Below are 16,555 nucleotides of genomic sequence, written 5' to 3'. Positions count from 1 at the left end.
TACAATGCTTGGAAGTATGTTTGTTGGTCTCCTAGTGGGGCTCTTAGCAGGTGCTTTGACCAATCGCGGAGAGAGCATGGGATGCTTTGGAAAAATGTTTCTCGGCTGGATTGGTGCCTTTCTGGGGCATCTGCTCTTTGGAACTTGGGGACCAATTTTAGCGGGAACAGCTGTTATTCCTGCCGTTTTGGGAGCCATGCTTGTCTTAGCTATCTTCTGGAGACGAGGAAGTTAGTTCCTTAAATCTGAAATGAAAAGGAGGTTGGTCATTGAGCCAGCCTCCTTTTGAGTATGATATAATAGTTCTATGAGATTAGATAAATTTTTAGTTGCCTGCGCTGTAGGGAGTCGAACTGAGGTCAAAAACTTGCTCAAGGCTGGGCGCGTGACAGTAAATGGTAAAAAAGAAAAGTTAGCAAAACTGCAGATTGATGAAGAAAGAGATGAGATTCGCTTTGATGGCCAAGTGCTGGAGTATGAAGAGTTTGTCTACTACATGATGAACAAGCCCCAAGGCGTTATTTCAGCGACTGAGGATTCCAAGCACAGAACAGTTTTAGACTGGTTAGATGACTATGCTCGCGCCAAGGAAGTTTTTCCAGTGGGTCGCTTGGATATCGATACGCATGGTCTCCTACTTTTGACTAATAATGGCCAGCTGGCCCATGCGCTGCTTTCGCCTAAACGTCATGTGGATAAGACCTATCTGGCGCAAGTCGAGGGCATCATGACCCAAGAAGATGTGGAGACATTTGCCAAGGGCATTCCGCTTAAGGACTTTACCTGCCAGCCAGCTAAGCTGGAGATTGTTTCTATCGATACAGAAAAGAATCAAAGTTTGGTTCGTGTAACCATTGCTGAAGGGAAGTTCCATCAGGTCAAGCGTATGGTATCCTACTGTGGCAAGGAAGTGGTGGACCTACAACGTTTGACTATGGGAACTCTGGTCTTGGATGAGAACTTGCAACGAGGAGAATGGCGTCGTCTGACCAAGGAGGAGTTAGAGGAGCTTCTTGCTAGTATTGCTTAGTTTGGATTATGTTAGAAAAGGTGAGGGAGAATATCCCTGCCTTTTTCGTTTTTCAGTTGCTTCCTTTGTGAAAAGAGTTATAATAGACAGTAGAATAAAAGGAGGAATCTATGAACGCGATTCAAGAATCATTTACAGATAAACTATTTGCCAACTATGAAGCAAATGTCAAATACCAAGCGATCGAAAATGCTGCCAGCCACAATGGAATTTTTGCAGCCCTAGAGCGTCGCCAAAGCCATGTAGACAATACACCTGTTTTCTCATTGGATTTGACCAAGGACAAGGTAACCAATCAGAAAGCCTCTGGTCGTTGCTGGATGTTTGCAGCTCTCAACACCTTCCGCCACAAACTCATCTCTCAATACAAGCTTGAAAACTTTGAATTGTCACAAGCTCACACATTCTTCTGGGACAAGTACGAGAAATCCAACTGGTTCTTGGAGCAAGTCATTGCGACTGCAGACCAAGAATTGACGAGTCGCAAGGTTAGCTTCCTACTCCAAACTCCTCAACAAGATGGTGGTCAATGGGATATGGTCGTTTCCCTCTTTGAGAAATACGGTGTCGTTCCTAAGTCTGTTTATCCTGAGTCTGTTTCATCTAGCAGCAGCCGTGAGCTCAATGCCATCCTTAATAAATTGCTTCGTCAAGATGCTCAAATCTTGCGTGACTTGCTCGCTTCTGGTGCAGACCAAGCGACTGTTCAAACAAAGAAAGAAGACCTCTTGCAAGAAATCTTTAACTTCCTTGGAATGTCTTTAGGACTTCCACCACGTAAATTTGACTTTGCTTATCGTGATAAGGATGATAATTACCAAAGTGAAAAGGGTATCACACCACAAGAATTTTACAAGAAATATGTTAATCTTCCTCTAGAAGACTACGTTTCTGTTATCAATGCTCCAACTGCTGACAAGCCTTACGGCAAATCTTATACAGTTGAGATGTTGGGAAATGTCGTCGGTAGCCGTGCAGTTCGCTACATCAACGTTCCAATGGAACGCTTGAAAGAATTGGCGATTGCCCAAATGCAAACAGGAGAAACTGTTTGGTTTGGTTCAGATGTCGGCCAGCTCAGCAACCGCAAAGCTGGAATCCTTGCGACAGATGTTTATGACTTTGAATCAAGCATGGATATTCAACTCACTCAAGACAAGGCTGGACGTTTGGACTACAGCGAAAGTTTGATGACCCACGCCATGGTCTTGACAGGTGTGGATTTGGATGAAAATGGCAAGTCAACCAAGTGGAAGGTTGAAAACTCATGGGGAGACAAGGTCGGTACAGATGGTTACTTCGTTGCCTCAGATGCTTGGATGGATGAATACACTTACCAAATCGTTGTCCGTAAGGAATTGCTGACAGCAGAAGAACGGGCTGCTTATGAAGCAGAACCAATCGTACTTGCACCATGGGATCCAATGGGTGCCTTGGCAGAATAAAGCATAAAGAAAAGAGGTTAGGGGAATCCTAGCCTCTTTTTTAAATCCTTTTGAAAGTGGCGATAGATGCTGCTTGCTAAGTGAGTTCTCCTTATTTTGAGTCTTTAAGTGACAGAGAAAAAGATATGTGTTACTATAGTAGTACAAAAGGATATCGGAGTAGAAATGAAGTATTTAAGTAGCCAAGACATCAAGGATCGTCAACGAAACATCAGCGACATTAAACCCTATAAAACAACCAAGGAAATCGTCGTTTCAAATATCTTTACCTTCTTTAATGCCATGAACTTGGCTCTGGCAGTTCTGGTAGCCACAACCTTGCGATTTGAGAATATGCTCTTTTTAGGCGTGATTGCTATCAATACAGCCATCGGGATTTTCCAAGAAGTGCGTTCAAAAAATGCTTTGGAAAAGCTAAGTTTGCTTGGTAAAAGTAAGTACAAGGTCAATCGAGATGGTCAAACGATTGAGATTGATCCAGAAGACATCGTACTGGGGGAATATCTGCATCTCAATCTGGGAGATCAGGTACCTGTCGATGCAGAAGTGCTTGAAGGGAATATTGAAGTGGATGAGTCCTTGCTGACTGGTGAGAGTGATTCGGTCTTTAAAACAGTTGGTGACAAGCTGATGAGCGGAAGCAATGTCGTCAGCGGTACTTGTCTGGTTATGGCAACGGCTGTGGGTCCAGATAGCTATATTAACAAACTTGCAAAATCCAGCAAGGAATTCAAAAAATACCCTTCTCAACTGCGCGATTATATGGATAAGATTTTAAAAATCGTCTCCATCTTGCTGGTGCCAGTTGCCATTCTGCTTTATGTCAGAGGTTTTAGTCTAGGACGGACTTATGTTGAGATTGTTTTGGGAAGTTCAGGCGCCTTGGTCGGCATGATTCCAGAGGGCTTGATTCTCCTGGTTAGCGTTTCCCTAGCAGTAGCGACTATGAAGCTGGCTAAAAAGAAGGTTCTGGTGCAGGAACTATACTGTGTAGAGACCTTGGCGCGAGTAGATGTTCTTTGTTTTGATAAGACAGGAACTATCACGACGGGGAATATGAAAGTCCAAGAAATGGATGAGAAGCTAGCAGAGAAACTGTCTTCTTATCTGGCTTATTTCGAGGATGAAAATGCGACTTCGCGAGCTCTGAAGACTTACTTAACCTGTGAGAAAAAGTGGAAAGTTCAAGAAGTCGGTGCCTTTTCAAGCAAAAACAAGTATTCCTTTGTCCAAGTAAAAGAGGGTGGGACCTATTTCTTTGGAGCCTATGAATTTCTAGGTTTTACCCAGCCGATGGATGCCTACTATGAAGATCTAAAACAGCAAGGTTTTCGAATCTTAACACTCGCTTATAGCAAGGACCAGATTACGAGTCCAGCCAATATGGAACTACTAGGCCATGTCGTTTTGTCAGATGAGATCAAGGACAATACCAAGGAAACCTTTGACTATTTCGAGTCACAAGGTGTTGAAGTGAAGATTATCAGTGGTGATAATCATGTGGCTGTATATGGGGTGGCTCGTAAAGCAGGTTTTAAGGAGGAAGCGCGGACGATTGATATGACCAAGGTGAGCGATGATGACTTTGAAAGAGTGGTCTTGGAACATGATATCTTTGGACGCGTTACACCTGAGCAGAAAGAAAAGATGGTGACCGTTTTGCAAAATGCTGGTAAAACAGTTGCCATGAGTGGTGACGGGGTCAATGATGTTCTGGCTCTCAAGAAAGCAGATATCAGTTTTGCTATGAATGGTGCTACTAGCGCAGCCAAAAGTGTATCCAATATTGTTTTTTTGACCGATGATTTTGCGGTATTTTATGATATCTTGATGGAAGGTCGCCGGGTCATCAATAACATCCAAAAGGTAGCCTCTCTCTTTCTAACAAAGACCTTCTTCTCCATCGTTTTTGCCATTTTGAGTGTGGTATTTGGTTTGGAATTTGCCTTTATCCCCATTCAGTTTACAATCATTTCAGCCATTACGATTGGGATTCCATCCTTCTTCCTAACTTTTGAGTCCAATAAAGAAAAGGTCAGCACACATTTTATGCGAGATATTTTGACCAATGCTGCGATTGGCGGTGGCATTCTAGTCGCTAGTGTTCTCTTGACGAACTTCTTTATCACTGTCCCAGGTCAGGTCAAATTTATTTGCTTCCTCCTTGCTCTGATCAATGGTCTATGCCTGGTTGCTAAGGTCAGCCTTCCCTTTAATCGATACAAGCTAGTCTTGCTCACGTTTTTGAGCCTTGGAGCTCTTGTTGGCGTACTTGCCAATACTTTTATCCTGCAAGGAGCTTTTGTGCCTTTAGAAGCCACTCAAATGCTCTATGTTGCCATTCTAGCAGTTGTAATTGGAAGCTTTCATTATCTTACTAGGAGAAAAAGTTGATACACAAAAAGAATCAGGGTTTAATCCTGATTCTTTTTATCTATATTCTCGATGGCTTGGATTACATGATACCGAAGAAACGAGCTGCGATACCTACTGCAAAGAGGGCAAGGATGATTGTGATAGGTGATACTTTTTTCTTAAGCAACCACATGCAAAGGAAAGTAAGGAGAAGTCCCATCAATCCTGGAATCAATGAGTTCAACTGACCTTGAAGGGTTTGTGGTTGAATCTTATCTAGGCTCAATCCACCAAGTGCTTGACCAAGAATACCTTTCAATTCAGCACCTGATACAGGTCCTTCTGGGAAGTTGATGTAAGCACCTTCTGCCAATTGTTTACCTGGAAGATTAACAGTAAAGTTGATAGATACCCAACGTTGTACAAGAACGGCAAGGATGAACATACCAAGGATAGAAGCTCCTTTAGTGATGTCTTTCAAGATACCACCAGACATGTCTTTAGTGATTTCAGATCCAGCTTTGTAACCGAACTCTTGTGTATACCATAGGAAGGCCATACGGATAGCATTCCATCCAAAGAAGAAGAGAAGAGGACCAACAATGTTACCAGATGCAGCAAGTGATGCACCAAGGGCTCCAAGGATAGGACGAACTGTAAACCAGAATACTGGGTCACCGATACCAGCAAGAGGTCCCATCATACCGATTTTAACCCCTTGGATAGCCGCGTCGTCGATTTCAACACCGTTAGCGCGCTCTTCTTCAAGTGCAAGAGTAACCCCCATGATTGGAGCAGCTACGTATGGGTGAGTGTTGAAGAACTCAAGGTGACGCTCAAGAGCAGCCGCTTGGTCTTCTTTTTTAGTGTACAATTTTTTGATAGCTGGGATCAATGAGTAAGCCCAACCCAAGTTTTGCATACGTTCGTAGTTCCAAGAACCTTGAAGGAATTGTGAACGCCACCAAACTTTTTGACGATCTGATTTTGATAATTGAATTTTTTCAGCCATGATTGTTCCCCTTTCTAGTAGTCTTCTAGGATATCACCGATTGGGTCGTTAGAAGTTGCAGCTCCGCCGCCACCGTTTCCACCTTGTTTTGAAAGGTTAAGGTAGATGAAGGCAAGGGCAACGCCGATGACACCAAGGGCAATCAAAGTCAATTGAGAAATCGCTGCAAGAGCGAAACCGATAGCGAAGAATGGCCATACTTCACGAGTTGCCATCATGTTGATAACCATAGCGTAACCAACGGCAACGACCATAGCACCACCGACAGCCATACCACCATTCAACCATTCTGGCATTAGACCAAGAGCGTCTTTAACAGCAGAAGCTGGGATAGCGATAAGGAAGGCTGCAGGGATCGCGATACGAAGACCCTGAAGAATAAGAGCAAAGTAGTGAGCGCGTTCAACAGCCGCAATGTTTCCATCTTTAGCAGCAGCGTCAGCAGAGTGAACCAAGGCAACTGAGATTGTACGAACAATCATTGTCAAGAATAGTCCAGCTACGGCAAGAGGGATAGCTGTTGCAGTTGCAACGGCAATACCTTCAGTAGTAAAGTTACCACCTTTAATCAAGATGATCGCTGCGGCAACAGATGCAAGAGCAGCGTCAGGAGCTACGGCAGCTCCGATGTTTGCCCAACCAAGGGCAATCATTTGAAGAGATCCACCAAGCATAACACCTGCTTCGAGGTTACCAGTTGCAAGTCCGATAAGGGTACATGCGACGATTGGTTGATGGAATTGGAATTGGTCGAGGATACCTTCAAGACCTGCAAGGAAGGCAACAACTACAACCAAGATAGCAGAAATGATTGAAATATCTGACATGGTTTTATTCCTTTTCTATTTAGTTTTAATAAAGTATTTAATCCTGTTTTCAAAAATGATAAAACAGATTAAAATTATTGAACGTTTGCTTTCTTAATCAAGTCAAACAAATCTTTTTTCGTGTCGTTTGGTACTTTACGTACATCAAATTCAACACCGAGGTCACGCATTTTTTCAAAGGTTGCAACATCGTCTTTGTCCATAGACAAAACGTTGTTAATCATTGTTTTACCTGTTGAGTGAGCCATAGAACCAACGTTAAGGGTCTTGATTGGCACGCCACCTTCGATAGCACGAAGTGCATCTTGTGGAGTTTCAAACAAGATAAGAGCATGTGTGTTACCAAAACGAGGATCTTTTGCAACTTCAATCAATTTTTTGATTGGTACAACGTTCGCTTTTACTCCGTTAGGAGCAGCTTGCTTGATCAATTCTTTACGCAACTCGTCGTTTGCAACGTTATCTGAAGCAACGATGATACGGTCTGCTTTTGAATCTGGTGTCCAAGCAGTTGCGACTTGTCCGTGAAGAAGACGTGTGTCAAGACGGGCAAGATTGATTTTCAATTTACCGTCTCCGATAACAGTTCCTTCTGGAATAGCAGCTTGGGCAGCAGGAGCAGCTGCAGCACTTGCAACTTCCTCAACTGGGTTAAGCTCTTCTGGAAGAGCCTTGATGCCATCTTTGGCTTCTTTAATGATGTTCGCAGCGACTTTTTCCACACCTGCAGTAGCGTCCATAAGGCGCTCTGTGTAGGCTTGGATCAACATCGGCAAGTTAAGTCCTGTGATGATGGCAAATTTACGTTCTGGATTTTCTCCCATCACGCGGCTAGCTTGGTTGAATGGAGATCCACTCCAAAGGTCAGCCAATACTAGAACCTCATCTTCTGCGTCAAATGCAGCAACAGCGTTATTGATCTTAGCGTATAGATCATCTGGACCTTCGTTTGGCATAAAGGTTACAACTTGAACCTTCTCTTGTTCACCAAAGATCATAGATCCGGACTGATGAATACCCGCAGCAAATTCGCCGTGGCTCGCAATAATGATTCCGATACTCATTATTGTCATTCCTCCTTTAAAATGTTTGACTGTGTGTTTAAGAAAACTTTAAGCCTAACTTTAAGTATAAACCGTTTTCAAACAAAAAGCAACCATTTCTTATAAATATGTGTTAATTTTCAATGAAAACTCGTTTACAAAATGTTAATATATAAACATTTTTTGAAAAGATAAGGGAGTAATTTAATATAAAAAAATGAAAACAGGCCGATTAATTGAAAAATTGTGAAAATCAAAAAGCTAGCATAAGCTAACTTTTTGAGTGTCATAGGAACAAATCTTGTAGGGTATGGGCAACACCATCTTCATCGTTTGTCAGAGAGAGTTGTTCATCTGCATATGGTAGTAAATCGGGATTGGCATTTTTCATGGCATATCCCTTGCCTGCAAATGCCAACATTTCGGTGTCATTGTGTTCATCTCCAAAGGCAATCAAATCTTGTCTGTCACGGTTCATAACATTGAGCAAGTATTCTAAGGCAAAAGCTTTGTTGACCCCTTTTGGTGTACATTCGAGAATGTTGAGAGGGCCTCCCCAGGTATTGATTGCTAGTTGGTGTTGGTAAAAACGATTCATCTCATCTGCTAGCGCGTATTTATCATCGACTCTTGTTTGCAAGAGGATACAGTTAGGGTCCTTGGTCACCAATTCAGATTTGAATTGATTTTCTGGTTGGAAATTTTCTACACCAAATAGTTTGGGATTGGCAATTTCTTCATTAGGAGCCGTGATATAAAATTTCTTGCGGTATTCTCCTGCAATAAAGTCGGCTTGGATATCCTCTTTGCGTTTGACCATGTCTAAGAGGTATTTTTTGTCCAAGGTCAAGCACTTTTCGTGTTCCCAAGTCTGTCCTGGTAGATGGGTAAGAGAACCGTTGAAGTTGATCATAGGTGTGTGCAACTCTAGTTCCTGATAAAATTCTTTTGCCATACGGTAAGGGCGCCCAGTAGTGATGATGACATGGTGGCCTTTTTCAGCAATTCGTTTAATTGTGTTTCGAGTAAAATCTGAAATCTTACTCTCTGAGTTGAGCAGGGTTCCGTCCAAATCGACTGCGATAATTTTTTTAGTCATATAAACCTTCCTAGTACATTCCAGATAAGATGTCTACTATTATATCAAAAAGAAAGAAGAAAAACAGACTCAAAACAAAAATAGAAATTTCATTTTGTTAAATAAATCAAACAAACATATTGAAAAGGTGAATGATAAATGATATAATACTCTCATTGTTCGTAAAAAACAAAAGGAGATTAAACATGGACAAACTATTTAAACTAAAAGAGCACGGGACAGATGTCCGTACAGAGGTGCTTGCTGGTTTAACAACATTCTTTGCAATGAGTTACATTCTCTTTGTAAACCCTCAAATGCTTTCACAAACAGGGATGCCTGTTCAAGGTGTGTTCTTGGCAACAATTATCGGTTCTGTAGTTGGTACTTTGATGATGGCTTTCTATGCTAATTTGCCATACGCACAAGCACCAGGTATGGGATTGAATGCCTTCTTCACATTTACAGTTGTGTTTGGGATGGGCTATACTTGGAAAGAAGCTCTTGGTATGGTCTTCATTTGTGGAATTATTTCACTGATTATTACCTTGACAAATGTTCGTAAAATGATCATCGAATCAATTCCTACAACACTTCGTTCAGCTATTTCGGCTGGTATTGGTGTTTTTCTTGCCTATGTTGGGATTAAGAATGCTGGTCTTTTGAAATTCTCGATTGATCCAGGTACTTATACTGTAGCAGGTGAAGGAGCAGACAAGGCTCAAGCTGCTCTTACTGCAAACTCAGCAGCTGTTCCAGGTTTGGTAGACTTCAATACTCCAGCAGTATTGGTGGCTCTTGCTGGTTTGGCTATTACCATCTTCTTTGTTGTTAAAGGCATCAAAGGTGGAATTATTCTTTCTATTTTAACAACGACTGTCCTTGCCATTGCTGTTAATGTTGTGAATTTATCAGGGATTGACTTCGCTAGCAACAATCTTTCATCAGCAGTTAATGACCTTGGTACTTTGTTTGGTGCCGCTCTGGGCTCAGAAGGTTTAGGATCTTTGATTTCAAACACTTCACGTTTACCAGAAACCTTGATGGCTATTCTTGCCTTCTCACTAACGGATATTTTTGACACAATTGGTACTCTTATCGGTACTGGTGAAAAAGTTGGTATCGTTGCGACAAGTGGGGAAAACCATGAGTCTGCTAAATTGGACAAGGCTCTTTACTCTGACTTGGTGGCGACTTCAGTAGGTGCCATTGCAGGTACTTCAAACGTTACGACTTATGTTGAGTCTGCGGCGGGTATCGGTGCTGGTGGACGTACTGGTTTGACAGCCCTAGTTGTTGCAATCTGTTTTGCTCTCTCTAGCTTCTTTAGCCCACTTCTAGCGATTGTTCCGACAGCTGCAACAGCGCCAATTTTAATCATCGTCGGAATCATGATGCTTTCTAACTTGAAAAACATTCCTTGGGATGATATGGCTGAAGCGGTTCCTGCCTTCTTCACATCTATCTTTATGGGATTCAGCTACTCTATCACACAAGGGATTGCTGTTGGTTTCTTGACTTATACCTTGACAAAAGTTGTCAAAGGTCAAGCCAAGGATGTGCACGTGATGATTTGGATTTTGGATGCCTTGTTCATCCTGAACTATATTAGCATGGCGCTATAAGCTATAAATGGTATAATAGAAAAAGGGGAGTCTCCCCTTTTTATTATAAGGAGGTACATCATGAAGAAAAAAGGTATCTGGCAAGAAATTCTGGATAGAGGAATATGGGTGTTGATTTTTTTAATAGGATTGGTGTTATCCCAACTACCTTTAATTTTATCTGCCCTTTTATCTGCTAGACAATTCCCACTCCTCCAGTCAGGACTCTTAGTGGCTTTGCTGTCGGTTGCTATTCTAACTGTTTTTATCTTTAGTGCGCGAAAAACAGAGATTGCGACCTTCAATCTTTCTTTTTTCAAGGCAAAAGATCTAGCCCGCTTGGTTTTGAGTTATTTGGTTATTTTCACAAGTAACTTATTCGGCTCTGCCTTGCTTCGTCTGATGAATGAATCTACGACCAGCAATCAATCAACTATTAATAATCTGGTTCAGAATAGCTCGCTGATTTCCAGTTTTTTCTTACTGGTTCTGATTGCTCCCATTTGTGAGGAAATATTGTGTCGTGGAATTATTCCTAAAAAGATCTTCCGCGGGAAGGAGAAGTTGGGTTATCTTGTAGGTGCAGTCGTCTTTGCCTTGCTCCACACACCGACCAATCTGCCTTCTCTCCTTATCTATGGAGGAATGTCGACAGTTTTAACTTGGACAGCCTACAGAACAGAACGTTTAGAGATGTCAATCTTGCTTCATATGATTGTCAATGGTATCGCCTTTTGTTTACTGGCTTTACTGGTTTTGATTAGTCGAAATATAGGCTTGCCTTTCTAAACCATTTCCTTACTTGGAAAAGATAAATGCTAGCGTATCCATCTTTTTCTTTTTATGGTAAAATAGAGAAATAATGTGGTGAAAAACCTTGAGGAGTGACCGTATGTCCAATAAAGCTAGTCAGGCAAAAACAGCCATTTGCGGAATTATCAATGTAACCCCAGATTCCTTTTCGGATGGTGGGCAGTTTTTTGCTGTTGACCAGGCTCTTCCGCAAGCCCGTAAATTGATAGCTGAAGGAGCTAGCATGCTAGATATCGGTGGAGAATCGACTCGTCCTGGAAGTAGCTATGTTGAGATAGAAGAGGAAATCCAGCGTGTTGTTCCAGTCATCGAAGCTATCCGTAAGGAAAGTGATGTCCTCATCTCCATCGATACTTGGAAGAGTCAGGTGGCAGAAGCTGCTTTGGCTGCTGGTGCCAATCTGGTCAATGATATCACTGGTCTCATGGGAGATGAGAAAATGGCGGATGTGGTTGCTAAGGCTGGTGCGCAAGTAGTCATCATGTTTAATCCAGTCATGACTCGACCTCAGCACCCTAGTTCGCTCATATTTCCTCGTTTTGGATTTGGGGATCCTTTTACAAATGAAGACTTGGCGTACTTTGAACAACTACCAGTAGAAGATTTGATGACCGCGTTCTTTGACCGCGCTCTAGCAAGAGCAGAAGAAGCTGGGATAGCAAAAGAAAATATCCTGCTAGATCCAGGGATTGGCTTTGGTCTGACCAAAAAAGAAAATCTGCTCCTTTTACGTGATTTGGATAAACTACACCAGCAAGGCTATCCAATCTTTCTCGGAGTTTCGCGTAAGCGATTTGTCATCAATATCCTAGAAGAAAATGGTTTTGAAGTCAATCCTGAGGCCGAACTTGGTTTCCGCAATCGGGATACAGCTTCGGCTCATGTAACCAGTATCGCTGCGAGACAGGGTGTGGAAGTGGTGCGCGTGCACGATGTAGCCAGTCACAAGATGGCGGTTGAAATTGCATCAGCTATCCGTCTGGCAGACGATGCGGAAAATCTAGATTTAAAACAATATAAGTAAGATGAACGAAATTCAAAACAATCAGTGGATTGCCCACTACCGGACGGACCAACCGCATTTTGGCTTGGAGCGAATGGTAGAACTCCTAGCCCTGCGAGGTAATCCCCATCTCAAACTCAAGGTTATCCATATCGGAGGGACCAATGGCAAGGGATCTACCATTGCTTTTTTGAAAAAGATGCTGGAAAAGCTAGGTCTGAGAGTTGGTGTTTTCAGCTCGCCCTATCTCATTCATTATACAGACCAGATTAGCATCAATGGGGAATCCATCCCAGAAGCGAGGCTAGAAGCCCTCATGGCAGTTTATCGCTCTTTGCTTGAGGGGGAGAGGAGCGCTGCTTTACAAGAAACGACTGAGTTTGAGATTATCACAGCCCTGGCTTATGATTACTTTGCCTCAGAACAAGTAGATGTAGCCATCATGGAAGTCGGTATGGGTGGACTCTTGGATAGTACCAATGTTTGCCAGTCAATTTTAACAGGAATTACGACCATTGGATTGGACCATGTAGCCCTACTTGGTGACACCTTGGAAGCCATAGCAGAGCAGAAGGCTGGTATTATCAAACAAGGCATTCCCTTGGTGACAGGTCATATTACTCCAGAAGCTTTGGCTGTGATCAATCCTATTGCAGAAGCTAAAAATGCGCCGAGACTTGCCTATGGGAAAGATTACCAGGTTCGTCATCAAGAAAGCGTGGTGACGGGTGAAAGCTTTGATTATACAAGTTCTGTCAGACAAGGTCGTTTTCAAACAGGTCTGCTGGGTTTGCATCAGATAGAGAATGCAGGGATGGCGCTTGCTCTCCTAGACACTTATTGCCAGGAGACTGGGCGAGAATTAGCTAGCAATGACTTGGTTGCTCAAGCCATGGAGGAAACCAGATGGCCAGGGCGTTTGGAGGTCCTGTCTAGTGAACCACTGATGATTTTAGATGGGGCTCACAATCCGCATGCTATCAAGGCTTTGTTGAATACTTTGCAAGAACGCTTTGCTGACTATCATAAAGAAATTCTCTTTACTTGTATCAAAACCAAGGCCTTGGAGGATATGCTGGATTTGCTAGAAACGGTGCCAAATAGTCAATTGACTGTAACCCATTTTGACGATAGTCGAGCGACGGATGAAAGAGTATTGAAAGAGGCAGCTGAGTCTAGAAATCTCAACTATCAAAGTTGGCAGGATTTTCTAGAGCAGAAATTGACAGATAGAAAAGAAGAGAAAAAAACAGTTAGGATTGTCACGGGTTCCTTGTATTTCTTGAACCAAGTGAGAGCCTACCTGATGGAGAGGAATAACTAGAGAATGGATACACAAAAGATTGAAGCGGCTGTAAAAATGATTATCGAGGCCGTCGGTGAGGATGCTAAACGCGAGGGATTACAGGAAACACCTGCTCGTGTAGCCCGTATGTACCAAGAGATTTTTTCAGGTCTTGGTCAGACTGCGGAGGAACATTTGTCAAAATCCTTTGAAATTATTGATGACAATATGGTGGTGGAAAAGGATATCTTCTTCCACACCATGTGTGAACACCACTTCTTGCCCTTTTATGGGAGAGCGCACATTGCCTACATTCCAGATGGCCGTGTGGCAGGCTTGTCCAAGTTAGCCCGTACGGTTGAAGTCTATGCTAAAAAACCACAGATTCAAGAACGATTGAATATCGAAGTGGCCGATGCCTTGATGGAGTATCTGGGGGCTAAGGGAGCCTTTGTTGTCATTGAGGCAGAGCATATGTGTATGAGCATGCGTGGTGTTCGAAAACCAGGCACTGCAACATTGACGACAGTAGCTCGAGGTCTATTTGAGACCGATAAGGATCTACGAGATCAGGCTTATCGTCTAATGGGACTATAAAAAGAATCCGCTTCATGCGAATTTTTCTAGAAAGGACTAGTTATGGATCAACTGCAGATTAAAGATTTGGAAATTTTTGCTTATCATGGTCTTTTTCCAAGTGAGAAAGAATTGGGGCAGAAGTTTGTTATTTCCGCAAGCTTATCCTATGATATGACCAAGGTAGCGACAGACTTGGATTTGGAAGCTTCTATCCATTACGGCGAACTTTGTCAGCAGTGGACAGCTTGGTTTCAGGAAACCACTGAGGACTTGATTGAGACGGTAGCCTACAAACTAGTAGAGCGTACCTTTGAGACCTATCCTCTCGTTCAGGAGATTGAGCTGGAACTGAAAAAACCTTGGGCGCCAGTTCATTTGCCACTAGATACCTGCTCGGTGACCATTCACCGTCGTAAGCAACGAGCTTTTATCGCCCTAGGAAGCAATATGGGGGATAAGCAAGCAAACTTGGAACAAGCTATTGACAAACTGCGAGCTCGTGGTATCCATATTTTAAAAGAGTCCAGTGTCTCGATGACGGAGCCTTGGGGCGGTGTGGAACAGGATAGCTTTGCCAATCAGGTAATTGAAGTAGAAACCTGGCTGCCAGCACCAGTCTTGTTAGAAACATTATTAGCCATTGAGTCAGAAATGGGACGGGTTCGAGAGGTGCATTGGGGACCGCGTTTGATTGATTTGGATTTGCTTTTTGTGGAGGACCAGGTCATTTATACAGACAACCTCATCTTGCCTCATCCTTATATAGCAGAACGCCTCTTTGTTCTTGAGCCCTTACAGGAAATAGCTCCCCATTTTATCCATCCGATCCTAAAACAACCAATTCGTTACTTGTATCAAGAATTGAACAAATAGAAAAAACTCTAGTTCCTCAGCAGTTTGCGCCGAGAAGCTAGAGTTTTTAAAATAGGTCATTTTCTTCAGGAAGGAGGATGGTTTCTTTCCCGTCCATGTCTAAAACAAGAACCCGAGGAGGGTAAAGAGGGTCAAAGGGGTGATTAAAATCAAAGTCGATACTAGTCGGCAGGTGCTGACTAGAGAAATGGAAGGTGATGGTTCCCTCGTTATTTAGCAGTTGAAATTCAAGTTCCTCTTCTAATTCAAAGACATTTTTCAAAAAATGATCGATAATAAACCATAAAGAGTCGATAACATCGTCAGGCAAGCTGGTCACAACGCCAAAACTGGCAGAACGTCTCTGAGTATTTGTAAAAGCCATAAACATTCCCTCCCCCATTTTATTTTTCCTTATCATACAGCAAAACATCCCAAAAATCAAGAAATCGTACTCACTTTTTCAAAATGGGAATAGGTTGTGAAATTTTTTCAAAGTTTCTCTAAAAAATACTTGAAAGTGTTTACAATAAGTGATAAAATGGAGTAAGCAGATGTATGAAAGCGAAATTTTCAATATAGAAAGGAAACAGAATGAACACAGATGATACAGTAACGATTTATGATGTTGCCCGTGAAGCTGGGGTTTCAATGGCAACTGTTAGCCGTGTAGTGAATGGCAATAAGAACGTCAAAGAGAATACTCGTAAAAAAGTTCTAGAGGTGATCGATCGTCTTGACTACCGTCCAAATGCGGTAGCGCGTGGCTTGGCCAGCAAGAAAACCACGACAGTTGGTGTTGTGATTCCAAATATCACCAATGGCTATTTTTCAACCCTAGCCAAAGGAATTGATGATATTGCAGAGATGTATAAGTACAATATCGTCCTAGCCAACAGTGATGAAGACGATGAAAAAGAAGTTTCAGTAGTTAATACTCTCTTTTCAAAACAGGTTGACGGGATCATTTTTATGGGTTATCACTTGACTGAAAAGATTCGTTCAGAATTTTCTCGTTCTCGGACACCAGTTGTCCTTGCAGGAACGGTGGATATCGAACACCAGTTGCCAAGTGTTAATATTGACTACAAACAAGCAACGATTGATGCAGTAACTCATTTGCTTCAGGAAAATGAAAAGATTGCCTTTATCAGTGGACCACTTGTTGATGATATCAATGGTAAAATTCGATTGATTGGTTACAAGGAAGCTTTGAAAAAGGCAGGAATTCCTTATAGCGAGGGCTTGGTATTTGAGTCTAAATACAGCTATAATGATGGCTATGCCTTGGCAGAGCGCTTGGTTTCTTCACAGGCTACAGCCGCGGTTGTGACAGGTGATGAATTGGCTGCGGGTGTGTTAAATGGCTTGGCAGATCACGGTATTTCTGTACCAGAAGAGTTTGAAATCATCACGACAGATGATTCTCAAATTGCACGATTCACTCGTCCAAACTTAACGACTATTGCTCAACCTCTATACGACCTTGGTGCTATCAGTATGCGTATGTTGACCAAGATTATGCATAAAGAAGAGTTGGAAGAACGTGAAGTTCTCCTGCCTCACGGTTTGACAGAACGTCGTTCGACACGAAAACGTAAATAGAAAAAATCAGGGAATCGAGAAGAT

The 16,555-nt window shown here is 42.5% G+C and carries 16 protein-coding genes; 11 read left to right on the top strand and 5 right to left on the bottom strand.

Annotated features, from left to right (window positions below; translation table 11 throughout):
• The first annotated feature begins 4 nt into the window (after window positions 1–4).
• The 4 genes from EJF26_RS06100 (at window position 5) to EJF26_RS06085 (ending at window position 4,869) form a co-directional block, all read left to right on the top strand.
• Window positions 5–235 (top strand): GlsB/YeaQ/YmgE family stress response membrane protein, encoded by a 231-nt coding sequence (locus EJF26_RS06100; RefSeq protein ID WP_000901576.1) that lies wholly within the window; start codon window positions 5–7, stop codon window positions 233–235.
• Between the two features lie 72 nt (window positions 236–307).
• On the top strand, window positions 308–1,030 hold the full coding sequence (locus EJF26_RS06095) for a pseudouridine synthase (RefSeq protein ID WP_001234882.1): 723 nt from the start codon (window positions 308–310) through the stop codon (window positions 1,028–1,030).
• A gap of 110 nt (window positions 1,031–1,140) precedes the next feature.
• A complete protein-coding gene (gene pepC, locus EJF26_RS06090; protein WP_000991669.1) occupies window positions 1,141–2,475 on the top strand; it encodes an aminopeptidase C in 1,335 nt (444 codons plus the stop codon).
• A 165-nt stretch (window positions 2,476–2,640) separates the two neighbouring features.
• Window positions 2,641–4,869 (top strand): HAD-IC family P-type ATPase, encoded by a 2,229-nt coding sequence (locus EJF26_RS06085; RefSeq protein WP_000876384.1) that lies wholly within the window; start codon window positions 2,641–2,643, stop codon window positions 4,867–4,869.
• A 61-nt stretch (window positions 4,870–4,930) separates the two neighbouring features.
• Here EJF26_RS06085 and EJF26_RS06080 read toward each other — a convergent pair whose 3' ends face one another.
• From EJF26_RS06080 to EJF26_RS06065, 4 genes are all read right to left on the bottom strand, one after another.
• Window positions 4,931–5,842 (bottom strand): PTS system mannose/fructose/sorbose family transporter subunit IID, encoded by a 912-nt coding sequence (locus EJF26_RS06080; protein WP_000818317.1) that lies wholly within the window; start codon window positions 5,840–5,842, stop codon window positions 4,931–4,933.
• Window positions 5,843–5,856: 14 nt separating this feature from the next.
• Window positions 5,857–6,669 carry a PTS mannose/fructose/sorbose transporter subunit IIC gene (locus EJF26_RS06075; protein ID WP_001280319.1) on the bottom strand — a complete coding sequence of 271 codons (813 nt, stop codon included), beginning with the start codon at window positions 6,667–6,669 and terminating at the stop codon, window positions 5,857–5,859.
• Window positions 6,670–6,743: 74 nt separating this feature from the next.
• Entirely contained in the window at window positions 6,744–7,733 is a 990-nt protein-coding gene (locus EJF26_RS06070; protein WP_000021995.1) for a PTS sugar transporter subunit IIB, read from the bottom strand.
• Between the two features lie 265 nt (window positions 7,734–7,998).
• Complete coding sequence (locus EJF26_RS06065) at window positions 7,999–8,811, bottom strand: Cof-type HAD-IIB family hydrolase (RefSeq protein ID WP_000162368.1); 813 nt, start codon at window positions 8,809–8,811, stop codon at window positions 7,999–8,001.
• 185 nt (window positions 8,812–8,996) lie between these two features.
• Here EJF26_RS06065 and EJF26_RS06060 point away from each other — a divergent pair, with 185 nt between their 5' ends.
• The 6 genes from EJF26_RS06060 (at window position 8,997) to folK (ending at window position 14,947) form a co-directional block, all read left to right on the top strand.
• Window positions 8,997–10,415 carry an NCS2 family permease gene (locus EJF26_RS06060; protein WP_000359249.1) on the top strand — a complete coding sequence of 473 codons (1,419 nt, stop codon included), beginning with the start codon at window positions 8,997–8,999 and terminating at the stop codon, window positions 10,413–10,415.
• Window positions 10,416–10,475: 60 nt separating this feature from the next.
• Window positions 10,476–11,183 (top strand): CPBP family intramembrane glutamic endopeptidase, encoded by a 708-nt coding sequence (locus EJF26_RS06055; RefSeq protein ID WP_000726541.1) that lies wholly within the window; start codon window positions 10,476–10,478, stop codon window positions 11,181–11,183.
• Window positions 11,184–11,286: 103 nt separating this feature from the next.
• On the top strand, window positions 11,287–12,231 hold the full coding sequence (folP, locus tag EJF26_RS06050) for a dihydropteroate synthase (RefSeq protein ID WP_000066039.1): 945 nt from the start codon (window positions 11,287–11,289) through the stop codon (window positions 12,229–12,231).
• Window position 12,232: 1 nt separating this feature from the next.
• Window positions 12,233–13,534 (top strand): bifunctional folylpolyglutamate synthase/dihydrofolate synthase, encoded by a 1,302-nt coding sequence (locus EJF26_RS06045; RefSeq protein ID WP_004246063.1) that lies wholly within the window; start codon window positions 12,233–12,235, stop codon window positions 13,532–13,534.
• Window positions 13,535–13,537: 3 nt separating this feature from the next.
• Window positions 13,538–14,092, top strand: a complete 555-nt coding sequence (folE, locus tag EJF26_RS06040; RefSeq protein WP_000380910.1) for a GTP cyclohydrolase I FolE — start codon at window positions 13,538–13,540, stop codon at window positions 14,090–14,092.
• A gap of 42 nt (window positions 14,093–14,134) precedes the next feature.
• Window positions 14,135–14,947 (top strand): 2-amino-4-hydroxy-6-hydroxymethyldihydropteridine diphosphokinase, encoded by an 813-nt coding sequence (gene folK, locus EJF26_RS06035; protein ID WP_000372505.1) that lies wholly within the window; start codon window positions 14,135–14,137, stop codon window positions 14,945–14,947.
• Between the two features lie 46 nt (window positions 14,948–14,993).
• Here the strand turns inward: folK and EJF26_RS06030 are convergent, their stop codons facing one another.
• Window positions 14,994–15,311, bottom strand: a complete 318-nt coding sequence (locus EJF26_RS06030; protein ID WP_000886039.1) for a DUF960 domain-containing protein — start codon at window positions 15,309–15,311, stop codon at window positions 14,994–14,996.
• A 209-nt stretch (window positions 15,312–15,520) separates the two neighbouring features.
• Between EJF26_RS06030 and ccpA the strand changes: the two genes are divergently transcribed.
• Window positions 15,521–16,531, top strand: a complete 1,011-nt coding sequence (gene ccpA, locus EJF26_RS06025; RefSeq protein ID WP_001090631.1) for a catabolite control protein A — start codon at window positions 15,521–15,523, stop codon at window positions 16,529–16,531.
• Window positions 16,532–16,555 lie beyond the last annotated feature (24 nt).

The organism is Streptococcus oralis subsp. dentisani (assembly GCF_007475365.1).
GTDB classification, from domain to species: domain Bacteria; phylum Bacillota; class Bacilli; order Lactobacillales; family Streptococcaceae; genus Streptococcus; species Streptococcus mitis_AX.
The sequence above is the reverse complement of the archived record's forward strand: the minus strand, read 5'-3'. Positions and strand labels throughout refer to the sequence as shown.

Excerpts from the sequence above, each read along its gene's own strand:
- EJF26_RS06100 (WP_000901576.1), top strand. The coding sequence starts at position 5 with ATGCTTGGAAGTATGTTTGTTGGTCTCCTAGTGGGGCTCTTAGCAGGT.
- EJF26_RS06095 (WP_001234882.1), top strand. The coding sequence starts at position 308 with ATGAGATTAGATAAATTTTTAGTTGCCTGCGCTGTAGGGAGTCGAACT.
- pepC (WP_000991669.1), top strand. The coding sequence starts at position 1,141 with ATGAACGCGATTCAAGAATCATTTACAGATAAACTATTTGCCAACTAT.
- EJF26_RS06085 (WP_000876384.1), top strand. The coding sequence starts at position 2,641 with ATGAAGTATTTAAGTAGCCAAGACATCAAGGATCGTCAACGAAACATC.
- EJF26_RS06080 (WP_000818317.1), bottom strand. The coding sequence starts at position 5,842 with ATGGCTGAAAAAATTCAATTATCAAAATCAGATCGTCAAAAAGTTTGG.
- EJF26_RS06075 (WP_001280319.1), bottom strand. The coding sequence starts at position 6,669 with ATGTCAGATATTTCAATCATTTCTGCTATCTTGGTTGTAGTTGTTGCC.
- EJF26_RS06070 (WP_000021995.1), bottom strand. The coding sequence starts at position 7,733 with ATGAGTATCGGAATCATTATTGCGAGCCACGGCGAATTTGCTGCGGGT.
- EJF26_RS06065 (WP_000162368.1), bottom strand. The coding sequence starts at position 8,811 with ATGACTAAAAAAATTATCGCAGTCGATTTGGACGGAACCCTGCTCAAC.
- EJF26_RS06060 (WP_000359249.1), top strand. The coding sequence starts at position 8,997 with ATGGACAAACTATTTAAACTAAAAGAGCACGGGACAGATGTCCGTACA.
- EJF26_RS06055 (WP_000726541.1), top strand. The coding sequence starts at position 10,476 with ATGAAGAAAAAAGGTATCTGGCAAGAAATTCTGGATAGAGGAATATGG.
- folP (WP_000066039.1), top strand. The coding sequence starts at position 11,287 with ATGTCCAATAAAGCTAGTCAGGCAAAAACAGCCATTTGCGGAATTATC.
- EJF26_RS06045 (WP_004246063.1), top strand. The coding sequence starts at position 12,233 with ATGAACGAAATTCAAAACAATCAGTGGATTGCCCACTACCGGACGGAC.
- folE (WP_000380910.1), top strand. The coding sequence starts at position 13,538 with ATGGATACACAAAAGATTGAAGCGGCTGTAAAAATGATTATCGAGGCC.
- folK (WP_000372505.1), top strand. The coding sequence starts at position 14,135 with ATGGATCAACTGCAGATTAAAGATTTGGAAATTTTTGCTTATCATGGT.
- EJF26_RS06030 (WP_000886039.1), bottom strand. The coding sequence starts at position 15,311 with ATGGCTTTTACAAATACTCAGAGACGTTCTGCCAGTTTTGGCGTTGTG.
- ccpA (WP_001090631.1), top strand. The coding sequence starts at position 15,521 with ATGAACACAGATGATACAGTAACGATTTATGATGTTGCCCGTGAAGCT.